The sequence below is a fragment of the Burkholderia sp. AU30198 genome (genome assembly GCF_020419825.1).
Lineage (GTDB): Bacteria > Pseudomonadota > Gammaproteobacteria > Burkholderiales > Burkholderiaceae > Burkholderia.
Genome location: NZ_JAIZSA010000022.1, coordinates 20,097 through 46,412, shown reverse-complemented (window position 1 = coordinate 46,412; position 26,316 = coordinate 20,097). Strand labels below are relative to the sequence as shown.

General features: G+C 62.1%; 23 protein-coding genes. 13 read left to right on the top strand and 10 right to left on the bottom strand.

Features of this window, described 5'->3' with window-relative positions; genetic code table 11:
* Nucleotides 1-290 precede the first annotated feature (290 nt).
* Entirely contained in the window at nt 291-1,556 is a 1,266-nt protein-coding gene (locus LGN19_RS33915) for a hypothetical protein (protein ID WP_226219635.1), read from the top strand.
* A 167-nt stretch (nt 1,557-1,723) separates the two neighbouring features.
* Here the strand turns inward: LGN19_RS33915 and LGN19_RS33910 are convergent, their stop codons facing one another.
* The 3 genes from LGN19_RS33910 to LGN19_RS33900 are packed head-to-tail and all read right to left on the bottom strand — an operon-like array spanning nt 1,724 to nt 5,066.
* On the bottom strand, nt 1,724-2,605 hold the full coding sequence (locus tag LGN19_RS33910; RefSeq protein WP_226219633.1) for a plasmid partitioning protein RepB C-terminal domain-containing protein: 882 nt from the start codon (nt 2,603-2,605) through the stop codon (nt 1,724-1,726).
* Nucleotides 2,602-3,504, bottom strand: a complete 903-nt coding sequence (locus LGN19_RS33905) for a plasmid partitioning protein RepB C-terminal domain-containing protein (RefSeq protein WP_226219631.1) — start codon at nt 3,502-3,504, stop codon at nt 2,602-2,604. Before LGN19_RS33905 ends, LGN19_RS33910 begins: the two co-directional genes overlap by 4 nt.
* Nucleotides 3,501-5,066, bottom strand: a complete 1,566-nt coding sequence (locus LGN19_RS33900) for a recombinase family protein (RefSeq protein WP_226219689.1) — start codon at nt 5,064-5,066, stop codon at nt 3,501-3,503. The genes LGN19_RS33905 and LGN19_RS33900 overlap by 4 nt, the downstream gene beginning before the upstream one ends.
* Before the next feature lie 965 nt (nt 5,067-6,031).
* Here LGN19_RS33900 and LGN19_RS33895 point away from each other — a divergent pair.
* The 6 genes from LGN19_RS33895 (at nt 6,032) to LGN19_RS33870 (ending at nt 11,732) form a co-directional block, all read left to right on the top strand.
* Nucleotides 6,032-6,925 (top strand): sce7726 family protein, encoded by an 894-nt coding sequence (locus LGN19_RS33895; protein ID WP_226219629.1) that lies wholly within the window; start codon nt 6,032-6,034, stop codon nt 6,923-6,925.
* 7 nt (nt 6,926-6,932) lie between these two features.
* Complete coding sequence (locus LGN19_RS33890; protein ID WP_226219627.1) at nt 6,933-7,874, top strand: sce7725 family protein; 942 nt, start codon at nt 6,933-6,935, stop codon at nt 7,872-7,874.
* A gap of 8 nt (nt 7,875-7,882) precedes the next feature.
* Nucleotides 7,883-8,905 carry an RES family NAD+ phosphorylase gene (locus LGN19_RS33885; protein WP_226219625.1) on the top strand — a complete coding sequence of 341 codons (1,023 nt, stop codon included), beginning with the start codon at nt 7,883-7,885 and terminating at the stop codon, nt 8,903-8,905.
* A gap of 501 nt (nt 8,906-9,406) precedes the next feature.
* Complete coding sequence (locus LGN19_RS33880) at nt 9,407-9,877, top strand: helix-turn-helix domain-containing protein (RefSeq protein ID WP_226219623.1); 471 nt, start codon at nt 9,407-9,409, stop codon at nt 9,875-9,877.
* Between the two features lies 1 nt (nt 9,878).
* On the top strand, nt 9,879-10,460 hold the full coding sequence (locus tag LGN19_RS33875; protein ID WP_226219621.1) for a PIN domain-containing protein: 582 nt from the start codon (nt 9,879-9,881) through the stop codon (nt 10,458-10,460).
* 222 nt (nt 10,461-10,682) lie between these two features.
* On the top strand, nt 10,683-11,732 hold the full coding sequence (locus LGN19_RS33870; RefSeq protein WP_226219619.1) for a DUF3592 domain-containing protein: 1,050 nt from the start codon (nt 10,683-10,685) through the stop codon (nt 11,730-11,732).
* Nucleotides 11,733-11,786: 54 nt separating this feature from the next.
* Here the strand turns inward: LGN19_RS33870 and LGN19_RS33865 are convergent, their stop codons facing one another.
* Nucleotides 11,787-12,404: a CGNR zinc finger domain-containing protein gene (locus LGN19_RS33865; protein ID WP_226219617.1), complete on the bottom strand. Its 618-nt coding sequence runs from the start codon at nt 12,402-12,404 to the stop codon at nt 11,787-11,789.
* A gap of 81 nt (nt 12,405-12,485) precedes the next feature.
* On the opposite strand from LGN19_RS33865, the gene LGN19_RS33860 reads away from it, so the two are divergent.
* Nucleotides 12,486-13,301: an alpha/beta fold hydrolase gene (locus tag LGN19_RS33860; RefSeq protein WP_226219615.1), complete on the top strand. Its 816-nt coding sequence runs from the start codon at nt 12,486-12,488 to the stop codon at nt 13,299-13,301.
* Between the two features lie 37 nt (nt 13,302-13,338).
* Here LGN19_RS33860 and LGN19_RS33855 read toward each other — a convergent pair whose 3' ends face one another.
* The 5 genes from LGN19_RS33855 to phnA form a co-directional block, all read right to left on the bottom strand.
* Nucleotides 13,339-14,097: an amino acid ABC transporter ATP-binding protein gene (locus tag LGN19_RS33855; RefSeq protein ID WP_226219613.1), complete on the bottom strand. Its 759-nt coding sequence runs from the start codon at nt 14,095-14,097 to the stop codon at nt 13,339-13,341.
* On the bottom strand, nt 14,094-14,774 hold the full coding sequence (locus tag LGN19_RS33850) for an amino acid ABC transporter permease (protein WP_069249162.1): 681 nt from the start codon (nt 14,772-14,774) through the stop codon (nt 14,094-14,096). Before LGN19_RS33850 ends, LGN19_RS33855 begins: the two co-directional genes overlap by 4 nt.
* 14 nt (nt 14,775-14,788) lie before the next feature.
* Entirely contained in the window at nt 14,789-15,571 is a 783-nt protein-coding gene (locus LGN19_RS33845; RefSeq protein WP_043185191.1) for an amino acid ABC transporter substrate-binding protein, read from the bottom strand.
* 179 nt (nt 15,572-15,750) lie between these two features.
* Nucleotides 15,751-17,205 (bottom strand): phosphonoacetaldehyde dehydrogenase, encoded by a 1,455-nt coding sequence (phnY, locus tag LGN19_RS33840; RefSeq protein ID WP_226219611.1) that lies wholly within the window; start codon nt 17,203-17,205, stop codon nt 15,751-15,753.
* Between the two features lie 29 nt (nt 17,206-17,234).
* A complete protein-coding gene (gene phnA, locus LGN19_RS33835) occupies nt 17,235-18,473 on the bottom strand; it encodes a phosphonoacetate hydrolase (protein ID WP_122946799.1) in 1,239 nt (412 codons plus the stop codon).
* Between the two features lie 208 nt (nt 18,474-18,681).
* Between phnA and LGN19_RS33830 the strand changes: the two genes are divergently transcribed.
* From LGN19_RS33830 to LGN19_RS33810, 5 genes are all read left to right on the top strand, one after another.
* Entirely contained in the window at nt 18,682-19,737 is a 1,056-nt protein-coding gene (locus LGN19_RS33830) for a putative 2-aminoethylphosphonate ABC transporter substrate-binding protein (RefSeq protein WP_174962986.1), read from the top strand.
* A 97-nt stretch (nt 19,738-19,834) separates the two neighbouring features.
* On the top strand, nt 19,835-20,926 hold the full coding sequence (locus LGN19_RS33825; protein WP_122946800.1) for a putative 2-aminoethylphosphonate ABC transporter ATP-binding protein: 1,092 nt from the start codon (nt 19,835-19,837) through the stop codon (nt 20,924-20,926).
* The gene (locus LGN19_RS33820; protein WP_122946550.1) at nt 20,923-22,650 is read left to right on the top strand and encodes a putative 2-aminoethylphosphonate ABC transporter permease subunit; all 1,728 of its coding nucleotides are present in this window, start codon (nt 20,923-20,925) and stop codon (nt 22,648-22,650) included. The genes LGN19_RS33825 and LGN19_RS33820 overlap by 4 nt, the downstream gene beginning before the upstream one ends.
* Nucleotides 22,651-22,698: 48 nt before the next feature.
* Nucleotides 22,699-23,829 carry a 2-aminoethylphosphonate--pyruvate transaminase gene (locus LGN19_RS33815; protein ID WP_226219609.1) on the top strand — a complete coding sequence of 377 codons (1,131 nt, stop codon included), beginning with the start codon at nt 22,699-22,701 and terminating at the stop codon, nt 23,827-23,829.
* A gap of 104 nt (nt 23,830-23,933) precedes the next feature.
* Entirely contained in the window at nt 23,934-25,322 is a 1,389-nt protein-coding gene (locus tag LGN19_RS33810; protein ID WP_226219607.1) for an FAD-dependent oxidoreductase, read from the top strand.
* Nucleotides 25,323-25,437: 115 nt separating this feature from the next.
* Here LGN19_RS33810 and LGN19_RS33805 read toward each other — a convergent pair whose 3' ends face one another.
* Entirely contained in the window at nt 25,438-26,166 is a 729-nt protein-coding gene (locus LGN19_RS33805; RefSeq protein ID WP_122946552.1) for a phosphonate utilization associated transcriptional regulator, read from the bottom strand.
* Between the last annotated feature and the right edge of the window lie 150 nt (nt 26,167-26,316).

Sequence of the window (26,316 nt, the reverse complement as noted above, 5' to 3'; positions counted from 1 at the left end):
TGGAGTTGAAGTGGAGGAGGTAGCTTTTGCGGATCAAAGTGCCTCACCTGATGAATCCAGCCGCGGGTCATGTTGAGCAACACGCCAAGCTCATGTGAGTTGATGACCTGATCATCATGTGCGGTTTGCAGTCGAGCAAAGATTGCAGCTGTGTCTTCGCGATTCTTCATTGCACACACGTCCAATAGTTTCTTAGATATGCCTATCTTATTTCCTCTTGACCGGCACAAATAACCCCAACTATGATCCAGAAGACGTGATGAAACCGATGCGATGTTGGGGAACCCAAAATGTCCAAGTCATCCAGACCTCGGTGGTTCAATGATCAGGAGCTCAGCGCAACGCGCCTGCTCGTCGACTCAATAATCTCGGGTGCCCGATTACACAAGGGAACAAAAAAAACGCAGCTTATTAATGAGTTGCACGGTTCGTACACTGGGAATGAGGTCGACGAGACGTTCCGCCTGCCGGAAAACGTCATCACATACATCGAAAAGAATAAATATGGCTACTCCCGACGCATGACGCAGCCGGTGCGTTGGAAAGTTGCGCAGATTGCGCTCAAGGAAGGCTGGCTCAAGAGTTACGCCTGTCCGCCGGGTGTAGATGTCAGCCTCTGGGAGAGAGCAATTGCCATGGGGGCGGCGGAGTCTCAATACCTCAAGCTCAAAAATTCCAAAAAGAGCGAGCCGTGGCGGCTCTTGGAAGATATGCCTCACATCGAGCAAGACAAACAAGCAATCAAGGACTTTGAACGCAAGCGCGCAAATGCAAAAGCGCAGGTAGACAAAACCTTGGCTGCCATCAGAGAAGTAACCCAGTGGCTAGAGCAGTACACGGATCCGACATCTGCCGACTACCTCCTCAACCATGCACCTGACAGCACATTCTTTGAGGATCGACAGATCGAATATGTCGACGATTGGTTGGATGACTTGCTCGACGGCCTGGTGACATTCGCTAACGATGGAGCCATGCTCACCGAGATACTGGACAGCATCCATTTCGCGGAAACAACCGTTGGCTTGCCTGCGGAAAGCCTCAAGATCAAGCAGGCGGCACAAAAATTCCTCGATGCACATGACCTTGATAACCGGGAATTCTTAGGAGAAGAAGGTCCCCTTCCTGCATTGTCTAGTGACCCCGACGTTGAACAGTTCGTTGCTAACAGAAGGGCCGAAGAGGATGCAACGGAGCACGCACGAGAGTTCGAGCTAATGGCATGGCACGCCGTACGCGACAGCCATCACGCTGCTCCATCGCTGCCGTCGAGATTAGTCGTAACACAGCTGGAACATCTAATGGGAGGCTGGGAGCAAGGCTGGCCACGACGGTACGATGAGCTTCGTAAGGAACCGCCACTCCCCGAAGAACTGGCCCGACGCAACTTCGACCGCCAGTTGCTCGTATCACTGAAGTCCGCATATAAGAGCAACGACGACGCGGCGGACCGCTGGAAACAGATCTGGGCGGAGGAATTTACCCTTGCATCCTGCCATAGTTTTGCCATCGAAGATCAGCGAAGCGGAACGAAGACCACCGAAGAAAAATATTGACCAAAACTCTATTTTCCACATAGCACCAAGGCTGTAGACGCAGTTCTGTATCTCGCAATAGATGGACCGCGATACAATTTTTGGCCCTTCGGCGATCATCAGATTCGCTGGGCGATATCCGTTGTGCGTGATGATCCGCCGCGAGCTGTCGGTAACCGGCATCTCATTTATTTGTCGAGGGAAACGGTCTGCGCGATGTCTTCGAACTCGGCGAGCATATCGGGCCTATTCTTCGCTAGAAAGCGCATGACGGCGTCGTTATCGAGCAGCTTGGCAATATAGCCCTTGGCGAGCACAAGGTTGAGCACGTCCTGCCCATACGACTGCTCGATCAGCTTGAACTGGCCGTGCACGTTGCCCATCTCGCGCTCCATGCGCGCCATCTGCTCGGACGTGACGCCGGCCATCTTCTTCGGCTTGACTTCTCCGACTAGCATCTCGGGCGGTGTTGCCACTAGCAGTGCCTGCCCATACGCGACTGTGATGTTGTTCGCAGCCAGCATAAGTTCCACGCACTCTATCTGCCTGGTCGGTTTCATCTTGCGCAAGACAGCCCCGAGATTTGGTGAAAACTGCTGATCCTTCAGCAACTCGGTGACTTCCTGGCAAAGCCCCTCAAGCAAATTCATTTTCTTTACGATGTGGCTGACATCGACGCACAAGGCCTTGGCCAGTCGCTCGGGGGACACCCCACGATCGACTGCGCGCCGAATCATGAAGTGTTCCTGGATCGTAGACAGGCGATTGATCCGATTGTTATAGGTATAGCTTTCATCATCGAGGGCGACGAAACACGGTGCGTCGACAAATTCGAGTTGCCGGAGTGCAAGCACCCGGATATGTCCGTCGAGCAGGACATGCTGGGCCGTTTTCGCATCTGCCTTACTGAGGGTCAGCGGCTCGATCAGGCCGACCTCCTCGATCGACGAGAGGATAGTCTTGAATTTCTTCGACTCCAGGATTCCATTGGGTGGTTTGCGTGACGGCAAGATCCTGTCGAGCAGGACGGTGATTGGCTCGGGGATGAACCCAAGGGGCGGCTGGCTCATACGACATGACTCCCTTCCCAGACCCGCTCAGCCAGGTATTTCGGCAGCGTTTCCAGGCCTTCTGCGCGCAGCAGGTTAGTGAAATTTTCATTCGAGAGCAGTTGACGCAATGCCTCGATGATGAATAGCAGCCGCTGTTGAGTCATCTCAGCTTTCTTGATCATCAGTCGCTGACGTTCGACTTCTTGCTGGTAGTTCCGAACAAGGCTGGATGACGTCACCTCTGGCTTTTTCCGCGAAGCGCCGCGCGCAAGCGACCTGCCTTGCGTTCGTCGCCGTTCAATGACGCGACGCGCTTGGATCAGTTGATTGCCGCGCAGCGCACCAGACTCGTACGCATCTTGTAACGCAGCCTGGACGGCTTTGTCGTCGTTGCCAGCGCCGGCAATAGTCATGGCAGCATTGAGCGGAATGCGCCCACACTGAACCGCCGCCAACAAGCGCTCCTCGCCGTTCTTGAGCAGATACAGAATGCCCTGTATGTATTCGGTGCTCAGCCCGGTTTTCTCAGCGATGACCTTTCTGTCATATCCCAGATCGCGCAGGCGAACGATGCCGGAAAGCAACTCGAGCGGTTGATACTGGCGTCGGGCAATGTTCTCGGACAGGCTCATGATGAATGCCTGTTCGTCGTTGACGTAATCGACGAGGGCCGGGATATGCGTTTCGCCGAGTGCCCGAAACGCTTTGAGCCGCCCCTCGCCACAAATTAGCAGATAGCGTTTCGAGCCACCGCTCCCATTTCGTGGGGTGACTCGGATGGGCTTTTTCAGACCAACGGCCTTGATGTTCGCCACGATTTCGTTGAACACTTGGCTATTCCGTTCTCTGGGATTCAGCACATCGATCATGTCGACCGGGATCATCTGTAATTCGATCGAGAGATGTTCCTTGGTCATGCGGCCCTCCGGAGTCGACTGCGTTTCGCCATGCCGTACAAGTAGTCCAGGTTGTCGAAGCGATAGCTCTCAAACTCGATTCGGTTATGATCTGCAAGACAGATGCGCGGCTGCCCGAAATCGAGACGCGGCAACAGGTAGTAATCGAGAGGAGCCTGGTTGGTTTCATCAAGCCGGACGGCGACCGTAATATCGGGCAGCAGGCTGGCATCGAACCGGATCTTCCAACGTCGCCGGCCATTTTCAAGAACGTGGCAGCGCGACAGCACCATGGACACACTGAATTCTCGGTTCACGTCGAGCAGGTCGGTGGCTGGATCTCGGACAACGGAGCCGCCAAGGTCGGCAATCATGTGTTCGGTGTGGCCGACGATCTCGGGATGCAGGCGACGCAAGAACTGGTTGGTCTCCAGAAAGCGGTAATCGCGATCCGGCGTGAAGCCTACGGCCTGATAGGCGCGCAGCAAGCTACCGAAGCGGTGAATGTACGCCGCCGTCGAAGGCATGCCTTCAGCCTCGTCGATGATCAGCCCGGACAGGAAGCCACGCTGTCGGTACAAGTTGCGAAGCTTGTCGAGCAGCTCCTCGTTGCTGAATCGGTGTGCCCGCGCCCGCAGGATTCCCTGAGCCGTATAAAAAACCTCGGCCGCCACAATGGGCTCGAACGCGCCATCCTTCCGGATCCACATCTCGGGCCGATTGACCACCCGATGCTTCTTGAGCTTGTATGAGATTCGGTTATAGACGTTGTTGCCAATGTATTTCTCGTTGCTGAGTACCTGGCGTACGGTCGCACGGGTCCAGTCTCGCCCCAAATCTGTGCTGATGCACTGGGCATTGAGCCGCGAGGCGATTTCCGACTCGGTCAACCCGTCGTTGACGAACCAACGGTAGATTTGTTGGACGGTCGCAACCTCTGGCTCGGGGCCCGGCATCAGGATCACGCGGTCGGTCTGCAGGCTCTTGTGCTCACCGGCAGCCAGTTCGCCCTTGAACGTGCCGTTTTGGTCAATGAGGACACGTCGCAGCCCGTAACCGGCGGGACCACCCTGACGGTACCCCAACTCGATCAGCCGGCACTGGCCCGCGAAAACCTTTGCCGAAAGCTCACGGCTGTACTCGCCGGCCATCGCGCGCTTGACGCCTTTTACGATGGTGGAAACCGGCGAGCCATCGTTCTCGAACTGTTCTGCGCAGTATGTGACGTGAATGCCGGCCCGCCTGCAGATATATTCGTAATAGGCGCTTTCATCAGCATCTTGGAAACGTCCCCAACGGCTGACGTCGTAGACTAGGATCATCTCGAAATCAGCGTGACCGGATTCCACATCCCGGATCAACTGCTGTAGCGCCTGTCGCCCATCGATACTCAGGCCACTCTTGCCTTCATCGGCATAGGTCCGGACGATCTGGATGCCGCGACGCCCGGCATACTCCCGAATCTTGTCTGCTTGGTTCTCCGTCGAGTACTGCTGATGTTCGGTCGACATCCGGACATATTCTGCCGCCCGGTAAATGACCGGCAGGGGCGAGGCGTCGCTGGAGTGTTCTTCTCGCAACATGGCAACCGAACGCGTGATTGAAAATATTGAACGCTCTCGGATCCCCGTTGCCCGATGGCTGCGTTCCGAGAGCTGGACGCCCGTGGTGCCGCCGAATCTCCGCCCTTGCAGGATGCTCGAGAGATGGTGTGGGAAAGACGGTAAGTTCCAGCCCTTTCTATGTCGATCACGTCCTCTCTTTGCACGCGTCCGTTTTGCAAGGGCAGTCGACGCAGGCAGGTTCGATTGTGACAAGCCGGAAAGGCTGAGCAGCATGGCCGGGCGCGTCAGCGAGCCGAATCCAGTACAGCCCGGTCACAATCGGTGACACGTCCATCTTTGCAAGATCGATGAACGAGCTGTGAGACTGGCCCCGTTGCCGGCTCCGACTGCGCACCACATAGTCAGGATGGGCATTCCGGTACTGGCGCCAGTAGTCCGGGTGACGTTTTTGCCATGCGCGCTGTGCGTCACGTTGGTTGTCGCGGTAGTCGGAATCGCTTTTGAGTTTTTCTCGCTGCCAAAGGCGCTTTCGAGCGCGCTGGCATGTTGGCGACGAGCAGTAGGCCTGATGTGGAGTTTGCGGACGCGTTTCGAATAGTTGGCCACAGCAGATACATGACTTGAGTTCCATCCGCGTCTCCCGCGAAAATTGATCGCCTCTCCACGCTTTGGTTTGTAAGCTTGACTGGCCTTCACCAGTGCCTATGCTGATGAGCATCCGGAGCGCCCGCCGATACTCAACACGTTCATTGTGCGGGAACCGACATGTGCTCGACGTTAGATTGGCCGCCGGGCGTAAGGGCACCGAGCGAGGCATGGCCTGATTCACAACAGATCGGATATCTTGGGCGATCGGGCATCGCGAGGACGGACCGACAACCTGACGAAGCAAGAATTTCTGTATAATCAAACAGATATCATCGCCCGTATTTTGATCGTTATTTTCTAACCACCGGGCGCTATGTCACGGGCTCAGGAGAAACATGGTACTGAATGCAACCCAGCTTTCGGCGCTGTCTCGTCTGTTTTCGGCGAGTGTGCTCCGCGAGATGGCGAAGAAGGGTCGCTCGCCCTTGTTCGCGCGGTTGCTTGTCGAAACGGGTCTCCAGGCTCGCCGAGCAAAGCCAACGATGCGAACTGTAAGTGCTGCCTTCGAGGCTGCGTTTGCTGATTTGGATCAAGCAGGCGCGCGGGATGAATACGTGTATCGTGCTGCGCTCACGCACAAAATCCTTCTGGGAATTCATTCGCTCAATACAGCGAGCATGCTAACCGAATTTAGGGTCGGCACCTCAAAGGCGGATGTGGTTATTCTCAACGGGACTAGTACAGTTTACGAAATCAAATCTGATCGGGACTCGTTGACTCGCCTAGCAAATCAGCTTGCAAACTACCGCAAACTGTTTGCGAAAATCTACGTTATCGCCGGCGAAGCGCATGTTCAGGAAGTGCTGGATAGCACATCAAGTGATATTGGTGTGATGAGCCTCGGGCGACGGAATCGAATTCGTACCGAACGGGACGCTTCGGAACGCCCTGATCTCGTGTGCCCCGTCACGATCTTCGAATCGCTGCGATCAGCTGAGGCCCGCACAATTCTGCAGAACCTAGGTATTTCTGTGCCGGATGTTCCGAACACCATGTTGCATGGAGTGATGCGCGAATGCTTTGCTCGCCTGACTCCGGAAGACGCGCATCAGCAGATGGTGCATACTCTGAAGCAAACTCGTAAGCTTGCGTCGCTCGGAAGCTTAGTTGACCAAATGCCGCAGTCCCTAAAACCTGCAGTCCTCGCAATCCAGGTGCGACGTGCGGATCACGAACGCTTGGTCAAGGCGGTGCAAACGCCACTTGATGAAGCACTGACTTGGGTATAAATACAATATGTACCACCCGTACTTTCGAGGCAAGCAGTTCGAATTGATTACGATTCGCGAAACTGCTGAATTGCTAGCGCAGTCAGATTTCGTACCTATCATCGAGCCAGTGAAAGATTCATTGAGCGGACTCGATCGCACATTAAAGTCTGTCTGCGACGCAAAGGGCAAAGCCATCGTGATCGTTAATCCGAGCTACGGCGATCATGCCGAAAACGGGGATGGCATATCAGCATTACTCAGCGATGAATTCAAGGATCAAAGCGGCATTACAGCGGGCATTCTCTTAACGAGCGACATGACGATTGGGAAAATCGTTGATTTTCACGAAAAGCACAAGCAGCACAATCCCACATTCGTACACGCCGGGTTTTCCGAGGGACGCGCTTTAGCAGAGAAGCTGGGCGATGATTTGGCAAGTACGCGGCATGTTTTTTTCGAGAAATATTGCAGCAAACCGTATCGCAAGCATTTTAAAGAAGGACAACGCATTCTCCTTTATGATGGATTCAATCGGATGCGCAATGCGGACTACCCACCGGTTGAGAAATTTTCCGATCTCCATATAATTTACGAAGATGACGGGATGAATGGCTTCGGCGATTTTCTCATCGTCGGAGATGATTTTAGTGAGGGGGGAGGTCCGGCCTATGCAGTTGCAATTCACTTGACATTCATCGACCCTGATCAGGACGATGTTATGTATATTTACCACTTCGTCTCAACAACTAACAGCACACCGACCGACCCAGCAGGGAAATTTAGCCAAGCTCTTGATAAGTTGATAGAAAAACTTGACTCTGGAAAATCCAATCTATTCGAGAGCAGCGCAATAAAGGAGCTTCGGGAGCTTCATATCAAGAAGCATTTTCCGGGGTTGGGTCACGTGAAGAAGCTCTCGATGAAGCATCATATTGAGACGCTGGCCAATTTCTTTTCCCTTGCCTGACTCAACTTATGCCAGCAATGTGCTGCCCGGAATGCTTTGGGGATCGAGGCCTGCGTAAGAACATTATTCCCTCGCTGGATCCAAGTCGAGGCACTTGCAGCTTCTGCGGTTCTACGAATGTCGATTTGGTTGAGCCGGGGAAGCTCGCCGATGTGTTCGAAATGCTCATCGGCGTCTACGAGCAAGATGAAAAAGGAAAATCACTTGTCGAGTGGATGAAGGAGGATTGGCGACTCTTTTCACATACGAGCATGGATAATGCCCACGCGAAGGAGTTGCTCGGAGAGATTCTGGATAATGGGGAGATTGTTCGAAAGAAATTCTCTCCATCTGAAACATACAAAAGCGAAGGGCTCGCTCGCTGGGAGACATTGCGGGACGAGCTTATGTACAACAATAGATATTTTCTCGACGTATATCTTGATACGGACCGATTAAATGAGCTTCTAGATCACCTGATCGCCGATAATTTGCCGGGGCTTTGGTATCGAGCCCGAATTTTGACGGAGGATGCGCCGTACACTATCGATAGAATGGGGGCCCCCCCGAAACGGCTAGCAACCCATGGCCGGGCGAATCCAACCGGTATTCCTTATCTCTATTTGGGTTCTCGTCCTGATACGGCCATTGCGGAAGTTCGTCCGCACACCGGTGAGGTGGCCTGTGTGGCAGAATTTGCGCTCCGTGAGCCGTTGACCGCAGTTGATTTGCGTGATCCGCGGAAACTGGTTTCGCCATTCGTTCTTGCAGATGCCAGTGCGATTGGTCAGATGCGCGCGGACATCCCTTTCCTCGAAAGGCTCGGCGACGAACTTACCCGCCCGGTACTGCCTCGAAGTGCCGCGCTCGACTACATCCCGAGCCAGTACCTTTGCGAGTTCATTAAAAAGAGTGGGTACGGTGGTGTCGTATATCGCAGCTCCGTCAGCACGGGAATGAATCTGGCACTTTTTAATCCAGCAATGGCCGAGGGGGGTGGCGTGACCCAATACGACATTAACCGCGTTTCTGTAGAGGTGGCGCAAAAATAGATGACCATCCCGTGCCGCAAGCTTACATCTGTAACGATGGTACGACGTCTGAGCAAAGTAGCTTGCCTCGCCGGTCTGCCATAGATTTGCCACAGCAGGTCAACGAAGCGAAGCGAAGTTCACGGAAGATAATTGTTGACCAAGACGCCGTTTCCTGCATAGAATCAAAGCCATAGATGCGATCTTGTATCTTGAAACAGATTGGCTGCGATACAAATTTTTGGCTCTTAATCCGTAGGTCGAGTGTTCGAGTCACTCACGCCCCACCAGGAATTCCGAAGCCCGGTTAGCGCAAGCTAATCGGGCTTTTTCCTTTTCTATACGCTGCTGCGGCACGGCCGCGAACGCTTTGCCCCGTCGCAGCTCCCCAGCGCGTCCAGATCTCACCGTTCATTTGTTGCACTTATTGCATTTGATGCAGATAGGCGCTACGCTTACTACAGCGCACGCTGTAGTAAGCGTAGCGCCATCTTGCTTTGAACTTTTGAGAGAGGAAAACGTATGCGTACCGTAGATCGGATTCGAGAGATGACGTCTCCGCCGATGACGGAGAATGATCTGGAAATGGCCCGTGTTGCACAGCGCTGCATCATGGAAGCTTTGGATCATTCACGCGCGGCGCAAATCACCCTGACGACGGACACTGGTGAACATCCGTCAATCGCCGTCCCCCCCGCATCCCTAAAACTCATTGGGCAACTGCTCGGTGCAATGAGCGAGGGGCGAAAAGTCACTCTCATGCCAGCGAACCACGAATTCACGACCGTGGAAGCTGCTCATTTCCTTAATGTGTCGCGCCCGTTTGTCATCAAGGAAATCGAGGCTGGCCGACTCAACCATCGGATGGTAGGAACCCATCGGCGAATCGCATTTGATGACCTCGTGAAGTACGCGCGCCAAATGCGTGAAAAGCAGGAAGCCGCGCTGGACAAAATGGCAGAGAACGCACAGGAACTCGGGCTGGACTATTGATATGGCCGGCTATGCACGCTACACCGCGCTGCTCGACGCGTGCGTTCTATTTCCAATCGCCGTTGCCGACTCATTGATGAGCCTCGCTACTGCGGGGCTTTTCGCTGCGAAATGGACACAGCGCATCGAACTGGAGTGGATAAGCAACCTCGAAGAATTTCGCCCACAACTGACGGGAAAACTTAACGTACGGCGAGATAGCATGCGGGAAGCCGTACCCGACTGGGAGGTTGCCGAATCCGCTTGGATACCACTTGCCGGGAATGTGACGCTGCCCGATCCGGACGATCAACACGTTTTAGCAGCGGCCCTTGCGGGGCATGCTGACTGTATCGTGACTGCCAATTTGCGTGATTTCCCTGCAGAGGCAGTCAGCCCGTATGGCATAGGAATCATCCATCCAGACCGATTCATCATCAATCAGTGGGATCTCGATCCCATTGGGGCAATGTCCGCATTCAAGCGCATGCGCGCCCGCTGGAAAAAGCCGCAAGCAACACCCGAAGATTTCGCCCAGGCACTTGAGCGCAATGGCTTACCGGCAACCGCGCAGCGGATAAGGGAAGCAGCCGACCTGATCTAGTTAGGTCGAGCGTTGAGTCACTCACGCCCACCAAGAATTTCAAAGCCCGGTTAGCGAAAGCTAGCCGGGCTTTTTCCTTTTGCACCGCACGCGCGACGCGCCCCCCCCCCTGTCGCGGTACGCCACCGCACGCCCGTTCCGCATCGTTTCCGCTAGAATCGTCCGACAAATATCACACGACCGGCGCAGGCACTGCCGTTTGCCCGCCGGCACTGAGAGAACATGGGACGTCAGACATGGAAGCATGTAACCGAGACGCGACCATTCAGAGAGCCTGGTTGCGCCGATATCGGCGAGTCCATCGAGACACGCCACTCCCCCGATCACGCCGGAATCCACAGTGCGACGCACGAACCGGATCCGGTCATGCCGGGTAAGGACGCGCTCGTCGCAATCGCGCTCGGCGCCGTGCTGCTCGTACTGGCTGGCGTGCTCGCCGTCACGACCGGCCAGGCGACCAGCCACCTGGTCCGCACGCCGGGCACCGTCGTGCGCATCGTGCAGGACAGCGACGCGATGCGCGCGTATCGGCCGATCGTCGCGTACCTCGCGAACGACGGCCAGCGCCGCGAAATCGCCGGCAATACCGCATCGACCGTCCCCGCCTACGACATCGGCGAGAACGTCGAGGTATGGCTCGACCCCACCCACCCCGACCGCCCCGCCCTGATCGACGATTTCACGCAACGCTGGTTTCCGGCGGCCGTGTCGGTGCTGCTCGCCCTCGCGTCGCTCGCGATCGGCCGCCTCCTGATCGCCGGCGAGCGTCGTCGCCGGGCCTCCGTGCCACCGCCGACCCGTGCCGCCCGCAAGCACGCACGGAGCCGCTGGGATATCGCGATCGTGCTGATTCCGATCGCGATCGGCACGGGCTTCGTCGCCGGTGCCGGCGCGGCCGGCCTGCGTCAGTGGCAGATCGTCCACCACTATGCGCGTTCGACCGGCCATGTCGTCGAGATCGCGAAAAACGCGCGCGCGCCCCGCGCGCGCACGTCGCTGTATTCGGCGATCGTCGCGTTCACGACCGACAGCGGACGCCAGATCACGTTCGCCCAGGGCTCGGCGTCGTCGCATCCGGGCCTGCACGAAGGCGAAACGGTCAACGTGCTGTACGACCCCGTCACCCCCGAGCGCGCGATCGTCGACCGCTTCTGGGATCGCTGGGGCCTCACGGCCATCCTGTTCGTGATCGGCGCGCCGTTCCTCGCGGCCGGGCTGTTCATCGCCGCAACGCTATGGCCGGAACACCCGCCGCACGAAGCCGCGCAATGACGCTCGCGCGCCGGCCGCGCTCCGCGTGGGATGGCAACCGGCTCGGCGCACGCGTCACCGCTCCCTGAACGCCTCCACCTTCGCGCGATTCCCGCACGTGCGCATGTCGCACCAGCGGCGCCCGACGCCGCGGCCGCGATCGACGAAGAACCACGTGCATCGGCCGCACTGCCGCACCCGCGCGAAATCGTCGCTGCGCAGCAGTTGCTCGAAGCCGAGTGCGGCCGCATCGACCCAGCGCGACGCGGCGCGCGCGTCGGGCCGCCATGCGAACCGGCCGTCGACCGCATCGAATGCGCTGCGCCCGATCGCCTCGCGGATCGCGACGGCGAGCCGGTCCGCCGCACGCGCGCCGGCCGTGCCGCCGCCGCTTCCGGCCGTCAGGTGCGCGACCGCGACGTACGCATCCTCGCGAAAGCGATGCAGCGCCGCCAATGCGTCCGCGCCGTCCTGCCGCGCATGACGCAGAAGCCGCGCCAGATCGGCCGGTGCCAGCAGCCCTGATTGCTCCGCCCACGCATGCACGGCCGGCCAGTCGACGAGCTTGTCCGCATCGCGCGTCTTGCCCGTGTCGGCCACCGTATTGAGGAAGTCGAGCGCCGGATGGCCGCCGACGAAATCGGCCGCGCTCCATTCATGCGCGGCTCGCGCGGGCTCGTATCGAGTAACCATTTAATTTCACCTATCGGTTTCATGCCCGGACAATCCGGAGTAACCTGTTAACAGCTAAAACAGGTTAGCACGGAGACGCCGATGCTCGAACTCCCCAACCGCTTCATGTTCGAAGGCCACCGGATTGCCTGGGGCACGCTCGGCGAAGGCCCGCCGCTCGTGCTCGTGCACGGCACGCCGTTTTCGTCGCAGGTGTGGCGCCGGATCGCGCCGTGGCTCGCGCGGCGTCATCGCGTGTTCTTCTACGACCTGCTCGGCTACGGTCAATCCGACATGCCGGACGCGGACGTATCGCTCGGCCGCCAGAACGTGCTGTTCGGCGCGATGCTCGACGAGTGGAACATTTCACGCCCGCGCGTGCTCGCGCACGACTACGGCGGCGCAACCGTGCTGCGCGCGCACTTCCTCGACGGCGTCGCCTATGCGGACCTCACGCTCGTGAATCCGGTCGCGATCGCGCCGCAGGGTTCGCCGTTCGTGCGCCACGTCGCCCAGCACGAAGCCGCCTTCACCGGATTGCCCGCGTATGCGCATCACGCACTCGTGACGGCTTATCTCGGCAATGCGGTCGCCCGGCCGCTGAGCGACGACGCGCTGTCGATCTACCGCGCGCCGTGGCTCACACCCGACGGTCAGGCCGCGTTCTATCGACAGATCGCGCAGATGCGCCAGCGCTACATCGAGGAAGCCGAGGCCCGTTACGCGCCGCCGGATTTTCCGGTGCGCATCGTGTGGGGCGAGGACGACGCGTGGATTCCGCTCGAACAGGGGCAGGCGCTGGCCGATCGCATCGCGAACGGCCAGCTGATCAGGGTGCCGCGCGCGGGCCACCTGGTGCAGGAAGATGCGCCGGAAGCGATCGTCGCGGCGGTGCTCGACGGATCAGCGCACGGTTGACGCCACCGGCGCCGCTTGTCGCGTGTCGCGTGTCGCGTCAGAACACCGGCACGCCCTGCGCGAGCGTCGAGATGAACTTCGCGGTGCGCGGATCGCGCGGGTCGCCGAACAGGTCGCGCGATGCACCGGCCTCGACCACGCGGCCCTCCGCGAGAAACACCGCGTCGTGCGCGATCGACGCGGCCAGCCGCAGGTCGTGCGTCGCCATCAGCATCGTCGTGCCTTCGCGCGCGAGCTGGCGCAGCACCTCGACCACTTCGACGGACAGCTCCGGATCGAGCGCCGACGTCGGCTCGTCGCACAGCAGCACCTGCGGCGACGGTGCGAGCGCACGGGCAATCGCGACGCGTTGCTGCTGGCCGCCCGACAGCGTGCCGGGCCACGCGTCGGCCTTGTCCGCGATGCCGACCTTCTCAAGCAGTGCGAGCGCGCGTTCGCGGGCCCGTTCGCGCGGCCAGCGCTGCACGGTGACGAGCCCTTCCATCACGTTCTGCACGACGCTCAGGTGTGGAAACAGCTGGAAATTCTGGAACACCATGCCGGTCTGGCGGCGCACGGCGAACACCGCGTCGCGCGCCGGCCGGTGCGCCGGCGAGAAGTCGATGCGTACATCGCCGACCGTCAGCGCGCCCGCCTCGGGCACTTCGAGCAGGTTCACGCAACGCAGCAGCGTGCTCTTGCCGCTGCCGGACGGCCCGATCAGCGCCGTCACGCTGCCAGGCTGCAATGCGAGGTCGATCCCGTGCAACACGCGATGTGTGCCGAACGACTTGTTGATGCGTTCGAGCCGGATCATCGCCACTCCGCCTGGAACAGCGCGTGACGGCCGAAGCGGATTTCGAGGCGACGCTGCAGCGTGGACAGCACCGAACTGAGCAACAGATAGATCAGCGCGGCTTCCGTATAGAGAATCATCGGCTCGTAGGTCACGGCCGCGATCCGCTGCGCGGCCTGGAAGATCTCAGGCACGGTCAGCACGGCCGCGAGCGACGTGTCCTTCACGAGCGAAATGAACGAATTCGACAGCGCCGGCAGCGCGACGCGCGCAGCCTGCGGCAGGATCGCGCGGCGCAGCGCCTGCGGGCGCGTCATCGCCATCGAGTACGCGGCTTCCCACTGCCCCTTCGGAATCGATTCGATCACGCCGCGGATCACCTCGGCGTTGTACGCACCGACGTTCAGCGAGAAGCCGATCACGGCGGCCGTCAGCGGATCGAGCACGATGCCGACGCTCGGCAAGCCGTAGAAGATCACGAACAGCTGCACGAGCAGCGGCGAACCGCGAAACAGCCAGATGTAGAAACGCACGGCGGCCTGCGCCCAGCGCGGCCCGAACAGCCGCGTGAGCGCCGCGCCGAATGCGAGCAGCAGGCCGATCGCGAACGACGCGAGCGTGAGCGGCACCGTGAACACGAGCCCCGCGACGAGCAGGGGGCGCAGCGATTCCGCCATCAGGTGAAGCCAGGCCGGCATCGTTCAACCTCGCGTCACGGCTGCGACACGTCGCGGCCGAAATACTTCTGCGAGATCTTCGCGTAGGTGCCGTCGGCCTTGATGTCCGCGAGCGCCTTGTCGATCGCGGCCACCAGCGCGGGGCTGCCCTTGCGCAGCAGCACGCCCGATGCGTCGCTGGCGCCGCCCGTGTCGGTCGCCGCGATCTTCAGTTTCGCGTCCGGCTTGTGCTTGCGGAAATCGAGGTACGACAGCGAATCGTTGATCGTCGCGTCGACGCGCCCCGAGCTCAGCAGGTCGATCGATTCGTTGAAGCCCTGCACGGGCACGACGTCCGCGCCGTGCGCGGCCGCGAGCTTGCCGAAATTGCTGGTCAGCGTGTTCGCGGATTTCTTGCCCTTGAGGTCGTCGAACGAGCGGATCGTCGTGTTGTCCGCGCGCACGATCAGCACCGCGCGCGACGTGATGTACGGCGTCGAGAAATCGTATTTCGCCTTGCGCGCGTCGGTAATCGACACCTCGTTGACGACCGCGTCGTAGCGGTTCACGTCGAGGCCCGCGATCAGCCCGTCCCACTTGCCTTCGACGAACTGCGGCTTCACGCCGAGACGCTGCGCGATCGCGGTCGCGATGTCGACGTCGAAGCCCGTCAGCTTGCCGGTTTCGTCGTGGTACGTGAACGGCGCGTAGGTCCCTTCGGTGCCGACCCGGAACACGCCGGACGACTTGATCTGCGACAGGTCGTCGGCAGCCAGTGCGCTCGTGACCGAAACGGCCTGAAGCATGGCGACGACCAGGATGGAGCGAAGGAATTTCATGGTGCGGACCCCGAATGATTGGAGGGAATGATCCCGCGGCACGTGCATGCCGTTCGAGAGGTCCGCGAATTCTACCGACGCGTCGAAGCGCGGCAAAAACGCAAATCGGCTATCGATATGAGCCGATCGAATAACGCGCGCACCGGCCACGAAACCGGTGCGCGCGCCTTACACGCCACTTACCACGGCAGCGAATACGTCTTCGTATTCGTGAAGCTCTTCATCGCTTCCTGCACGCCTTCCTTGTAGCCGAGCCCCGAATCCTTCACGCCGCCGAACGGTGTCAGTTCGAGCCGGTAGCCCGGCACTTCGCGCACGTTCACGCTGCCGACTTCCAGCTCGGTGATGAAGCGCGTGATGCTGTCGAAGCGGTTCGTGCAGACCGACGACGACAACGCATAGTCGGTGCTGTTCGACATCCGGATCGCTTCGTCGATGTCGCGGAAGCGCATGATCGGCGACACGGGGCCGAAGGTTTCGTACTTCACGAGCGGCATGTCAGGCGTCACGCGATCGATCACCGTCGGCGAATACAGCGCGCCGTCGCGAACGTTGCCGACCAGCAGCCGCGCACCGCGCGCGATCGCGTCATTCACCTGCTGCTCGCAGAACTTCGCGGCCGCTTCGTCGATCACCGTGCCCATGTCGACCGACGGATCGGCCGGATTGCCGTACGACCACGCACGCGTCTTCTCGACCACGAGTTCCGTGAAGCGATCGGCTACCGACTCGTGCACGAGCATCCGCTTGATCGCGGTGCAACGCTGGCCCGAGTTCTTGTACGAACCCGACACCGCGAGCGTGCTCGCTTCGTCGAGATCGGCGTCTTCCATCACGATGATCGGATCGTTGCCGCCGAGTTCGAGCACCGCGCGCCGGTAGCCCATCCGCGACGCGATCGACTTGCCGATCGATACGCCGCCGGTGAACGTGATGAGGTCGATCGCCGGGTTCGTGATCAGTTCGTCGGCGATCTCCTTCGGATCGCCGGTGAGCACTTGCAGCATCTGCGGCGGCAGGCCCGCTTCGTACAGGATGTCCGCGAACAGGTAGCACGACAGCGGTACCTTCTCCGACGGCTTCACGACGATCCGGTTGTTGGTCGCGACCGACGGCACGATCTTGTGCGCGACCTGGTTCATCGGGTGGTTGAACGGCGTGATTGCGGAGATCACGCCGAGCAGCGGATCACGCTGCGTGTACACGCGGCGCTTCTTGCCGTGCGGTGTCAGGTCGCACGAGAAGATCTGCCCGTCGTCCTTCAGCACTTCGCCGGCGCCGAACGTCAGCACGTCGGCAACACGTCCCGCTTCATACGTCGAATCCTTGATGCACAACCCTGCCTCGGCCGTGATCAGCGCTGCAATCTCGGCGGTGCGCGAGCGCACGATGTCGGCTGCGCGGCGCAGGATCGCCGCGCGATCGTGGCGCGTAAGCGTCGGCCGGTAGGCACGGGCCGCCGCAAAGGCGCGCTTCACATCGTCCAGCGTCGCCTTCGGCACGGTGCCGACCAGCGAGCCGTCGTACGGGTTGCGCACTTCGATTACCGCGTCCCGATGAATCCGTTCGCCGTCGATTCGCAGTGCTTCGCGACGAATCTCGCGGACGTCCGTCGATGCTGCAATGGCGTTCATGAGTGTGTCCCCTTACGGATGCGTGCGCATCACTGCAGATGGTTGAGCGCGATGTCGATGATGTCGAAGTTGCGCAGCCGCGCGCGGCCCGTGACGTCGCCCGCGACCGGCTTGCTGAAGATCAGCGGCACGATCTGCTCGGAGATCCCGCCGTGCGAGCGCAGCGGCACGTCGAGACCCGACAGGTCGTGCTTGATGCGGCGCGTGCCGAGCACGACGTCCTGCTTCGAGATCACGATCAGGTCGCCCATGCGCGCCGGCGGCAGCTCGAAGCGCGCGCAGCCTTCGGCCCCCGTCAGCACGACCTCGATGCCGTCGACCGCGGCGAGCCGCGCGCGCAGCGCCTCGGCATCGGCTGTCGCCGGCACGTAGACGGTCGCGAACGAACCGAGCGCGCCGTGGTGCACGACGTACGGATCGGTGATCGGCAGGATCACGCGCGCCGCATCCTCGCCGAGCCACTCGTCGAACAGCTCCTGCAGGTAGATCACGTTCGGCTCGCCGGTTTCGTCGTCGTGCTTCGCGTTCATCCCGTGATCTGCCGTGATCGCGACGATCGCGCCGAGCTCGTCGAGGCGCTGCAGGTACTTGTCCATCATCGCGTAGAACGCGTTCGCGCCTTCCGTGCCGGGTGCGCACTTGTGCTGCACGTAGTCGGTCGTCGACAGGTACATCAGGTCGATCGGGCGCGTCTCGAGCAGGCGCACGCCGGCCGCGAACACGAATTCGGACAGATCCGCGCTGTACACGCTCGGCACCGGCTTGCCGACCAGCTCGAGCACGTTGTCGATGCCGTTTTCCTCGATGCTCGCCTCGTCGGCCTTTTCCGACGAGAAGCAGATGCCCTTCAGCCCCTTGCCGAGCAGGCGGCGCAGCTTGTCCTTCGCGGTGACGACCGCGACCTTCGCGCCCTGCTCCGCGAAGGTCGCGAGCACGGTGGGCGCGACCAGGTACTTCGGATCGTTCATCAGCACCTCGGCGCCGGTGTCGCGATCGTAGAAGTAGTTGCCGCTTATCCCATGCACCGCCGGCGGCACGCCCGTCACGATCGACAGGTTGTTCGGGTTCGTGAAGCTCGGCACCACGCACTCGCCCTTGAGCGCCGTGCCCGGCTTCAGCAGCGTGCGCAGGAACGGCGCGACGCCGGCCTCGGCAGCCTCTTCCAGATATTCGTATGCGCAGCCATCGACGCAGACGACCACCACGGGCCGGCTCATCCAGTTGTAGCGGCGGCCGTTCACTTCCACGGATACAGGCGTTTCATTCATGACGTTCATTCCTTTCAGGTCGAAGGGTAGAGCCGTCGGCGCCCGCGTCGCGCCGAAGGGAGGTGTTTTCCATGCTTGACATTAAAATTGATGATTTGTAGATTGTCAACAACATGCAGAGAACAGAAAGCAAAACAACGTAGCAGCAAGAGGGCTGGTCTCCACTCATCCGCCGCGTGCCGCGGCGCCACAGTCAAGGGGTCTGAAGATGAACGAAGTGCCGGTAAACAAGCGTTTGAACGCATGGGCGGCGGGTGCGGCCCGCTTCGCACTGGCCGCGGCGGTCGCGCTCGGCGCGGTGCAGGCGGCGCACGCGAAGACGTCGCTGCTCGTCTATACCGCGCTGGAAGACGAGGCGATGAAGCCCTACAAGGACGCGTTCGAGAAAGCGAACCCCGATATCGAGATCCGCTGGGTGCGCGACTCGACCGGCTCGGTCACCGCGAAGCTGCTCGCGGAGAAGAACAACCCGCGCGCGGACGTCGTGCTCGGCCTCGCCGCGTCGAGCCTCACCCTGCTCGACCTGCAGGGCATGCTGATGCCGTACACGCCGAAGGACTTCGACCAGCTCACGCGCAAGTACAGCGACGCAAACACGCCGCCGCACTGGGTCGGCATGGACGTGTGGGGCGCGACGATCTGCTACAACCGCGTCGCCGCGCAGGCGAAGGGCATTCCGAAGCCGACGTCGTGGGAAGACCTGACGAAGCCCGTCTATAAAGGCGCGATCGTGATGCCGAGCCCGGTTTCATCCGGCACCGGCTACCTCGACGTGACCGCGTGGCTGCAGACCTTCGGCGACGACCGCGGCTGGAAATTCATGGACGCGCTCGACAAGAACGTCGCGCAATACGTGCACTCGGGCTCGAAGCCGTGCACGCTCGCCGGCACCGGCGAATTCCCGATCGGCATCTCGTTCGAGTTCCGCGGCCACGAACTGCAGTCGCAGGGCGCGCCGATCGATCTCGTGTTCCCGAAGGAAGGGCTCGGCTGGGACATGGAAGGCACGGCGATCATGAAGACGACGAAGCAGCCCGATGCCGCGAAGAAGCTGGCCGACTTCATGGCGAGCAAGGATGCGAACCAGATCACCGCGCGCTGGTGGGCGATCGTCGCGTATCCGGGCGTCGCCCGGAAGCTGGCCGGCATTCCCGACAACTACTCGGACCTGCTCGTGAAGAACGACTTCGTGTGGTCAGCGAAGAACCGCCAGTCGATCCTCGACACGTGGCAGAAGCGCTACGGCTCGAAAACGCAGCAGTAATGCCGCGACCGGCAGCGGGGCCGCGCCGCGCGCCGCCCCGCGCCACCCTTTCCGTCGTCGAATCCGGCCCCCGGGCCGCCCCAGCATGGAGGCGCGCATGGCACCTTATCTGAGCGTAGAACGCATCGAGAAGCGGTACAACGACACGCAGGTCCTGACCGACATCAACCTGAGCGTGATGAAGGGCGAAATGATCTGCTTCCTGGGGCCGTCCGGCTGCGGGAAAACCACGCTGCTGCGGATCATCGCGGGGCTCGAGACGCAGAACGCCGGCCACATCATGCAGGACGGCCGCGACATCTCGCGGCTGCCGCCGCAACTGCGCGACTACGGGATCGTGTTCCAGTCGTACGCGCTGTTCCCGAACCTCACGGTGTACGACAACGTCGCGTACGGGCTCGTGAACCGCAAGATGAAGCGCGACGCGATCCACGAACGCGTGCACACGCTGCTCGCACTCGTCGGCCTGCCCGACAGCCATCGCAAGCATCCGGGCCAGCTGTCCGGCGGCCAGCAGCAGCGCATCGCGCTGGCCCGCGCGCTCGCGACCTCCCCCGGCCTGCTGCTGCTCGACGAGCCGCTGTCGGCACTCGACGCACGGGTGCGCGTGCGGCTGCGCCAGGAAATCCGCGCGCTGCAGCAGGGGCTCGGCGTGACGACGATCATGGTCACGCACGACCAGGAAGAAGCGCTGTCGATGGCCGACCGCATCGTCGTGATGAACCACGGCGTGATCGAGCAGATCGGCACGCCGCTCGAAATCTACCGGCAGCCCGCGTCGCCGTTCGTCGCGGACTTCATCGGCCGCGTCAACACGATTCCCGCCGAAGTCGCGCAGGACGGCACGCTGCGCGCGGGCGCGGTCGGTCTCGACTGCCGCCATGGCACGACCCGTCCCGCACAGGGCGCGGCGGTGTCGGTGTACGTGCGGCCTGAAGACCTGCGCATCTGCGTGCCGGGCCAAACGGCCGACAACGTGCTGGCCGGCCGCGTCGAGAAGCTCGAGTTCCTCGGCGCGTTCTGCCGCGTGAGCTTCCGGATCGACGGGCTCGACGGCCAGGAGATCGTTGCCGACCTGTCGTATCACGACGTCGACCGCACCGGCGTGCAGGCCGGCGCGCGGATCGACCTCGCGCTCGATCGCGAGCATGTGCGCGTGTTCCCGAGCGCGAAGGAGCGACTGCAATGAGCACCGTCCTGACCGAGCGCCGCCGCGGCGCCTCCGCCCCCGCCGACGTGCGGCAGATCACGCACTGGCACGACCGCATCGCGCAGCTCGCGCTCGTCGCGATGGCCGCGCTGATGTCGATGTTCCTGCTGCTGCCGCTCGCGCTCGTCGTGCAGAAATGCTTCGTCGATGCGGACGGGCGTTTCGTCGGCGCGCACAACTTCATCGAGTATCTCGAGGACAGCGGCGTACTGCGCTCGATGCTGCATTCGCTGACGGTCGGCGCGCTCGTCACGTCGATCGTCGTGCCGATGGCGTTCACGTTCGCGTATGCGCTGACCCGCTCGTGCATGCCGTTCAAGAACGCCGCGCGTACCGTCGCGCTGCTGCCGCTGCTCGCGCCGACGCTGTTGTCCGCGGTGTCGTTCATCTACTGGTTCGGCAACGCGGGGCTGCTGAAGCCGCTGCTGCACGGCCATTCGATCTACGGGCTGCCGGGCATCGTGCTGAGCATGGTGTACGCGTCGTTCCCGCACGTGCTGATGATCCTCGTCACCGCGCTGTCGCTTGCCGACGGCCGGCTCTACGAGGCCGCCGACGCGATGGGCACGAGCCGCACGCGCAAGTTCTTCACGATCACGCTGCCCGGCGCGAAGTACGGGCTGATCAGCGCGACGATGGTGGCGTTCACGATGTGCATCAACGACTTCGGCGTGCCGGTCGTGATCGGCGGTTCGTATAACGTACTGTCGACCGACATCTACAAGCTGATCATCGGCCTGCAGGACTTCAACCGCAGCGCGGTCGTGAGCCTGATGCTGCTGTGCCCGGCCCTCGTCGCGTTCGGCGTCGACTTCTTCATTCGCCGCCGCCAGCAATCGCAGCTCGGCGCACGCTCGACGCCCTACCAGCCGAAGCCGTCGCGCGGCTTCGACGCCGCGATGCTCGCTTACTGCGGCGTCGTATGCGCGTTTTTCATCGCGGTGGTCGGCATCTCGGTGTTCGCGTCGTTCGTGAAGTTCTGGCCGTACCAGATGAGCCTCGGGCTGCAGCACTACAAGATGGGGCTGATCGGCGCCGGCATCTTCGACGCGTACAAGAACAGCCTGCGGATGGCCGCGACGGTGGCGCTCGGCGGCACGATCGTCGTGTTCGGCGGCGCATACCTGATCGAGAAGACGCGCGGCGCGCGCTGGCTGCGCGGCTTCATCGCCCTGTGCGCGATCCTGCCGATGGGTGTGCCGGGGCTCGTGCTCGGCATCAGCTACATCTTCCTGTTCAACGCGCCCGGCAATCCGCTGAACGGGCTGTACGGGTCGCTGTGGCTGCTCGCGATCGTCACGGTGGTGCACTACTACGCATCGAGCCACCTGACCGCCGTCACCGCGCTCCGGCAGATCGACAGCGAGTTCGAGGCCGTGTCCGCGTCGCTGAAGGTGCCGTTCTACAAGACCTTCCTGCGCGTAACCGTGCCCGTGTGCCTGCCCGCGATCCTGCTGATCGCGCGCTACCTGTTCGTCAACGGAATGACGACGGTCTCGGCCGTCGCGTTCCTCTACTCGCCCGACACGCAGCCCGCGTCAGTCGCGATCCTGAACCTCGACGACGCGGGCCAGATGGGCCCGGCCGCCGCGATGGCCACGCTCGTGCTCGCGACGTCGTCGTTCGCGTGCGTGCTGTTCGCCTGCATCTCGCATCGACTGTTGCGCCGTACGCAGGCCTGGCGCAACCCGCATCGCCATTGATTCTTTGACCGTATTCACGTGACGTCCCGACTTCATCAAGGAGACACCATGACGCTCGCCGCCCTGCCCATCCTGCTCACCCCAGGCCCCCTGACGACCTCCGACACCACGCGCGACGCGATGCTGCGCGACTGGGGATCGTGGGACAGCGACTTCAACGCGATCACCGCGCGGCTGCGCGAACGCCTGCTGCAGATCGTGCACGGCGAAGGCACGCACGAATGCGTGCCGCTGCAAGGCAGCGGCACGTTCTCGGTCGAAGCGGCCATCGGCACGCTCGTGCCGCGCGACGGCCACGTGCTCGTGCCGAACAATGGCGCGTACTGCCAGCGCATCGCGAAGATCTGCCGCGTGCTCGGCCGCAAGCTGACGACGATCGACTACCGCGAGGATCGCCGCGTCGATCCGGCCGACGTCGAGCGCGCGCTCGCCGCCGATCCGACCATCACCCACGTCGCGCTCGTGCACTGCGAAACGGGCGCCGGCGTGCTGAACCCGTTGCACGACATCGCACAGGTCGTCGCGAAGCACGGCCGCGCGCTGATCGTCGACGCGATGAGCTCGTTCGGTGCGATCGACATCGACGCACGCACGACGCCGTTCGACGCGGTGATCGCCGCATCCGGCAAATGCCTCGAAGGCGTGCCGGGGCTCGGCTTCGTGATCGCGAAGCGCAGCGCGCTCGAACGCTGCGAAGGCAACAGCCACTCGCTCGCGATGGACCTGTACGACCAGTGGGTCTACATGCAGCGCACGACGCAGTGGCGCTTCACGCCGCCGACGCACGTGGTCGCGGCCCTCGACGCAGCCGTCGCGCAATACGTCGACGAAGGCGGGCTCGCCGCGCGCGGCGGCCGCTACCAGCGCAACTATCGCGCGCTGATCGACGGGATGCTCGCACTCGGCTTCCGGCCGTTCCTCGACCCGGCGATCCAGGCGCCGATCATCGTCACGTTCCATGCGCCGGATGATCCGAACTACGACTTCAAGCGGTTCTATCAGGAGGTCAAGAAGCGCGGCTACATCCTGTATCCGGGCAAGCTGACCGAAGTCGAGACGTTCCGGGTCGGCTGCATCGGCCACTTCGGCGAAGCCGGCATCCCGGGCGCCGTCGCCGCGATCGCCGACACGCTGCGGGCGATGGGCGTGCGCCGCGTGTCGGCCGAAGCGGCCGCCTGACGTGACGCGATACGGCCTGAAGTGAGGTACGCCGCCGCGTTCGCACGCGGCGGCCAGGTTTTCCGGGCCGTGTACGGCCCTGCCCCTTGACGACGAACCCTCCGATGCGACCCTTCTGGATCGAACAAGCGCTGTTCAACGACGGCGATCTCGCCCCCGCACTGCAAGGCGCGACGCAAGCCGACGTGTGCATCGTCGGCGGCGGCTTCACCGGGCTCTGGACCGCGATCCAGGCCAAGCAGCAGAACCCCGCGCTCGACATCGCGATCGTCGAGGCCGACCTGTGCGGCGCCGGCGCGAGCGGTCGCAACGGCGGCTGCCTGCTCACGTGGTCCGCAAAATTCCTGACGCTGCGGCGCCTGTTCGGTGAAGCCGAGGCGATCCGGCTCGTGAAGGCATCCGAAGCGGCCGTACAGCACATCGCCGATTTCTGCCGCGCGCACGACATCGATGCCGAGCTGCGGCTCGACGGCACGCTGTACACCGCGACGTCGCGTGCGCAGGTCGGCACGCTCGCGCCGGTACTCGACGCGCTCGCCGCGTGCGGCATCCACAGCTACGAGCCGCTGCCGCCCGCGGAAGTCGCGCGCCGCTCGGGTTCCGCACGCAATCTCGACGGCGTCTACTCGCCGATCGCCGCGACCGTGCATCCCGGCAAGCTCGTGCGCGGGCTGCGCCGCGTCGCGCTCTCGATGGGCATCCGGATCTACGAACGCACGCCGATGCTCGACTTCACGCCCGGGCAGCCGGCTGTCGTGCGCACACCGTCCGGCAGCGTGAGCGCGGGCAAGCTCGTGTTCGCGATCAACGCGTGGATGGCGAGCCGCTTCCCGCAGTTCGAGCGCACGATCGCGGTCGTGTCGAGCGACATGGTCATCACCGAGAAATGCCCGGAACTGCTCGCGCAGACCGGGCTCGTGGACGGCGTGTCGGTGCTCGATTCGCGGATCTTCGTCTACTACTACCGCACCACCGCCGACGGGCGGCTGATGCTCGGCAAGGGCGGCAACACGTTCTCGTGGCGCAGCCGCATCGCGCCCGTGTTCGACCGGCGCTCGCCGTATGAAGCGCAGCTCACGCAAAGCCTGCGCGAATTCTTTCCGTCACTCGCGGGCGTGCCGGTCACGGCGAGCTGGAACGGCCCGTCGGATCGCTCGGTCACGGGCTTCCCCTTCTTCGGCCGCCACGACGACGCACCGAACGTGTTCTACGGCTTCGGCTACTCGGGCAATGGCGTGGGGCCAACCTACATGGGCGGGCAGATCCTGTCGTCGCTCGTGCTCGGCCTCGACAACGCGTGGACGCGCAGCCCGATCGTGCGCGGCCCGCTTGGGGCGTTCCCGCCGGAGCCGATCCGCTATGTCGGCGCGCACGTCGTGCGCAATGCAATCCGCCGCAAGGAGCGCGCGGAGGACGAGAGCCGGCAGCCGGCAGTTGTCGACACGTGGCTCGCGAAATTCGCGAGCGCGGCGGGGAAAGCCGACAAGGCGTGACGATGCGTCGACTCGCGGGGCCTACATGACCTGAAGACGCAATGAAAAAGGGACGCTGCGAAGCGTCCCTTTGCTTTGTGCTGCGTGCGGCCACCCGCGCGGGTGGGCCAGGCACTTACGCGCGTACGGTCTTCTCCCGCGCCGCCTTCCCCGCCGCCGGCAGCCCCTGCTCATGCGTGCGGCGCATGCGCGCAAGGCCGTGCGAGACGTGCTCGCGCACGAGTGCCACGGCCTGTTCCTCGTCGCCGCCCGCGAGCGCCTGCACGATCTTGTCGTGCTCGGCGGCGGACACGGCGATCGCATCCTCTTCGGCCTCGATCGCAGCCTGGCGCAGCAGGCCGAGCTGGCGCACGAGCCGGCGGTAGGTATCGGTGAGGTGCGTATTGCCGACGCCGACGACCATCGCGTCGTGGAACTGCACGTTCAGCTCGGTATAGCGCGTGACGTCGTGCGTCTTCGCGGCGTCCTTCATTGACTGGATGATGCCCTTCAGCACCTTCAGCGTGTCGGGCGAGATGCGCTTCGCGAGCGCGCGCGCGACCGATTCGTCGAGCATCGCGCGCACTTCGTAGATCTCCTCCGCCTCACGCAGCGGCACGACGCGCACCGTTACGCCGCGGTTCTTCTCGTTGCGCAGCAGGCCCGCCTGTTCGAGCGCGCGGAACGCTTCTCGCACGGGGCCGCGCGACACGTTCAGCTTGGTCGCGATGTCGACTTCGTTGAGCTTCTCGCCGGGCGCGTATTCGCCTGAGACGATCGCGCGCTCGAGCATGTCCTGGACGATCATCGCGAGCGACTGGCTTTGCAGGAGTTCGATGGCGCTGAGCGCGTTCGGGGCAGTCATGGTCGGGCAGGCAGCGACGCTGCGGTAGAAAACGAGGGCGCCATATCGGCGAATGATCCTTATATACCCTCGGCCCGACACATTGTCAACAGTCTTCAGTTTCCAAAAACCAATTCCGCCTGCCGGAACGCAACCGAAACGCAGCCGGCA

Excerpts from the sequence above, each read along its gene's own strand:
- LGN19_RS33905 (WP_226219631.1), bottom strand. The coding sequence starts at position 3,504 with ATGACCAAGGAACATCTCTCGATCGAATTACAGATGATCCCGGTCGAC.
- LGN19_RS33825 (WP_122946800.1), top strand. The coding sequence starts at position 19,835 with ATGGCACCTTATCTGAGCGTAGAACGCATCGAGAAGCGGTACAACGAC.
- LGN19_RS33895 (WP_226219629.1), top strand. The coding sequence starts at position 6,032 with ATGGTACTGAATGCAACCCAGCTTTCGGCGCTGTCTCGTCTGTTTTCG.
- LGN19_RS33810 (WP_226219607.1), top strand. The coding sequence starts at position 23,934 with ATGCGACCCTTCTGGATCGAACAAGCGCTGTTCAACGACGGCGATCTC.
- LGN19_RS33850 (WP_069249162.1), bottom strand. The coding sequence starts at position 14,774 with ATGCCGGCCTGGCTTCACCTGATGGCGGAATCGCTGCGCCCCCTGCTC.
- LGN19_RS33880 (WP_226219623.1), top strand. The coding sequence starts at position 9,407 with ATGCGTACCGTAGATCGGATTCGAGAGATGACGTCTCCGCCGATGACG.
- phnA (WP_122946799.1), bottom strand. The coding sequence starts at position 18,473 with ATGAATGAAACGCCTGTATCCGTGGAAGTGAACGGCCGCCGCTACAAC.
- LGN19_RS33875 (WP_226219621.1), top strand. The coding sequence starts at position 9,879 with ATGGCCGGCTATGCACGCTACACCGCGCTGCTCGACGCGTGCGTTCTA.
- LGN19_RS33865 (WP_226219617.1), bottom strand. The coding sequence starts at position 12,404 with ATGGTTACTCGATACGAGCCCGCGCGAGCCGCGCATGAATGGAGCGCG.
- LGN19_RS33820 (WP_122946550.1), top strand. The coding sequence starts at position 20,923 with ATGAGCACCGTCCTGACCGAGCGCCGCCGCGGCGCCTCCGCCCCCGCC.
- LGN19_RS33815 (WP_226219609.1), top strand. The coding sequence starts at position 22,699 with ATGACGCTCGCCGCCCTGCCCATCCTGCTCACCCCAGGCCCCCTGACG.
- LGN19_RS33845 (WP_043185191.1), bottom strand. The coding sequence starts at position 15,571 with ATGAAATTCCTTCGCTCCATCCTGGTCGTCGCCATGCTTCAGGCCGTT.
- LGN19_RS33910 (WP_226219633.1), bottom strand. The coding sequence starts at position 2,605 with ATGAGCCAGCCGCCCCTTGGGTTCATCCCCGAGCCAATCACCGTCCTG.
- phnY (WP_226219611.1), bottom strand. The coding sequence starts at position 17,205 with ATGAACGCCATTGCAGCATCGACGGACGTCCGCGAGATTCGTCGCGAA.
- LGN19_RS33890 (WP_226219627.1), top strand. The coding sequence starts at position 6,933 with ATGTACCACCCGTACTTTCGAGGCAAGCAGTTCGAATTGATTACGATT.
- LGN19_RS33900 (WP_226219689.1), bottom strand. The coding sequence starts at position 5,066 with ATGTTGCGAGAAGAACACTCCAGCGACGCCTCGCCCCTGCCGGTCATT.
- LGN19_RS33830 (WP_174962986.1), top strand. The coding sequence starts at position 18,682 with ATGAACGAAGTGCCGGTAAACAAGCGTTTGAACGCATGGGCGGCGGGT.
- LGN19_RS33915 (WP_226219635.1), top strand. The coding sequence starts at position 291 with ATGTCCAAGTCATCCAGACCTCGGTGGTTCAATGATCAGGAGCTCAGC.
- LGN19_RS33860 (WP_226219615.1), top strand. The coding sequence starts at position 12,486 with ATGCTCGAACTCCCCAACCGCTTCATGTTCGAAGGCCACCGGATTGCC.
- LGN19_RS33805 (WP_122946552.1), bottom strand. The coding sequence starts at position 26,166 with ATGACTGCCCCGAACGCGCTCAGCGCCATCGAACTCCTGCAAAGCCAG.
- LGN19_RS33885 (WP_226219625.1), top strand. The coding sequence starts at position 7,883 with ATGCCAGCAATGTGCTGCCCGGAATGCTTTGGGGATCGAGGCCTGCGT.
- LGN19_RS33870 (WP_226219619.1), top strand. The coding sequence starts at position 10,683 with ATGGGACGTCAGACATGGAAGCATGTAACCGAGACGCGACCATTCAGA.
- LGN19_RS33855 (WP_226219613.1), bottom strand. The coding sequence starts at position 14,097 with ATGATCCGGCTCGAACGCATCAACAAGTCGTTCGGCACACATCGCGTG.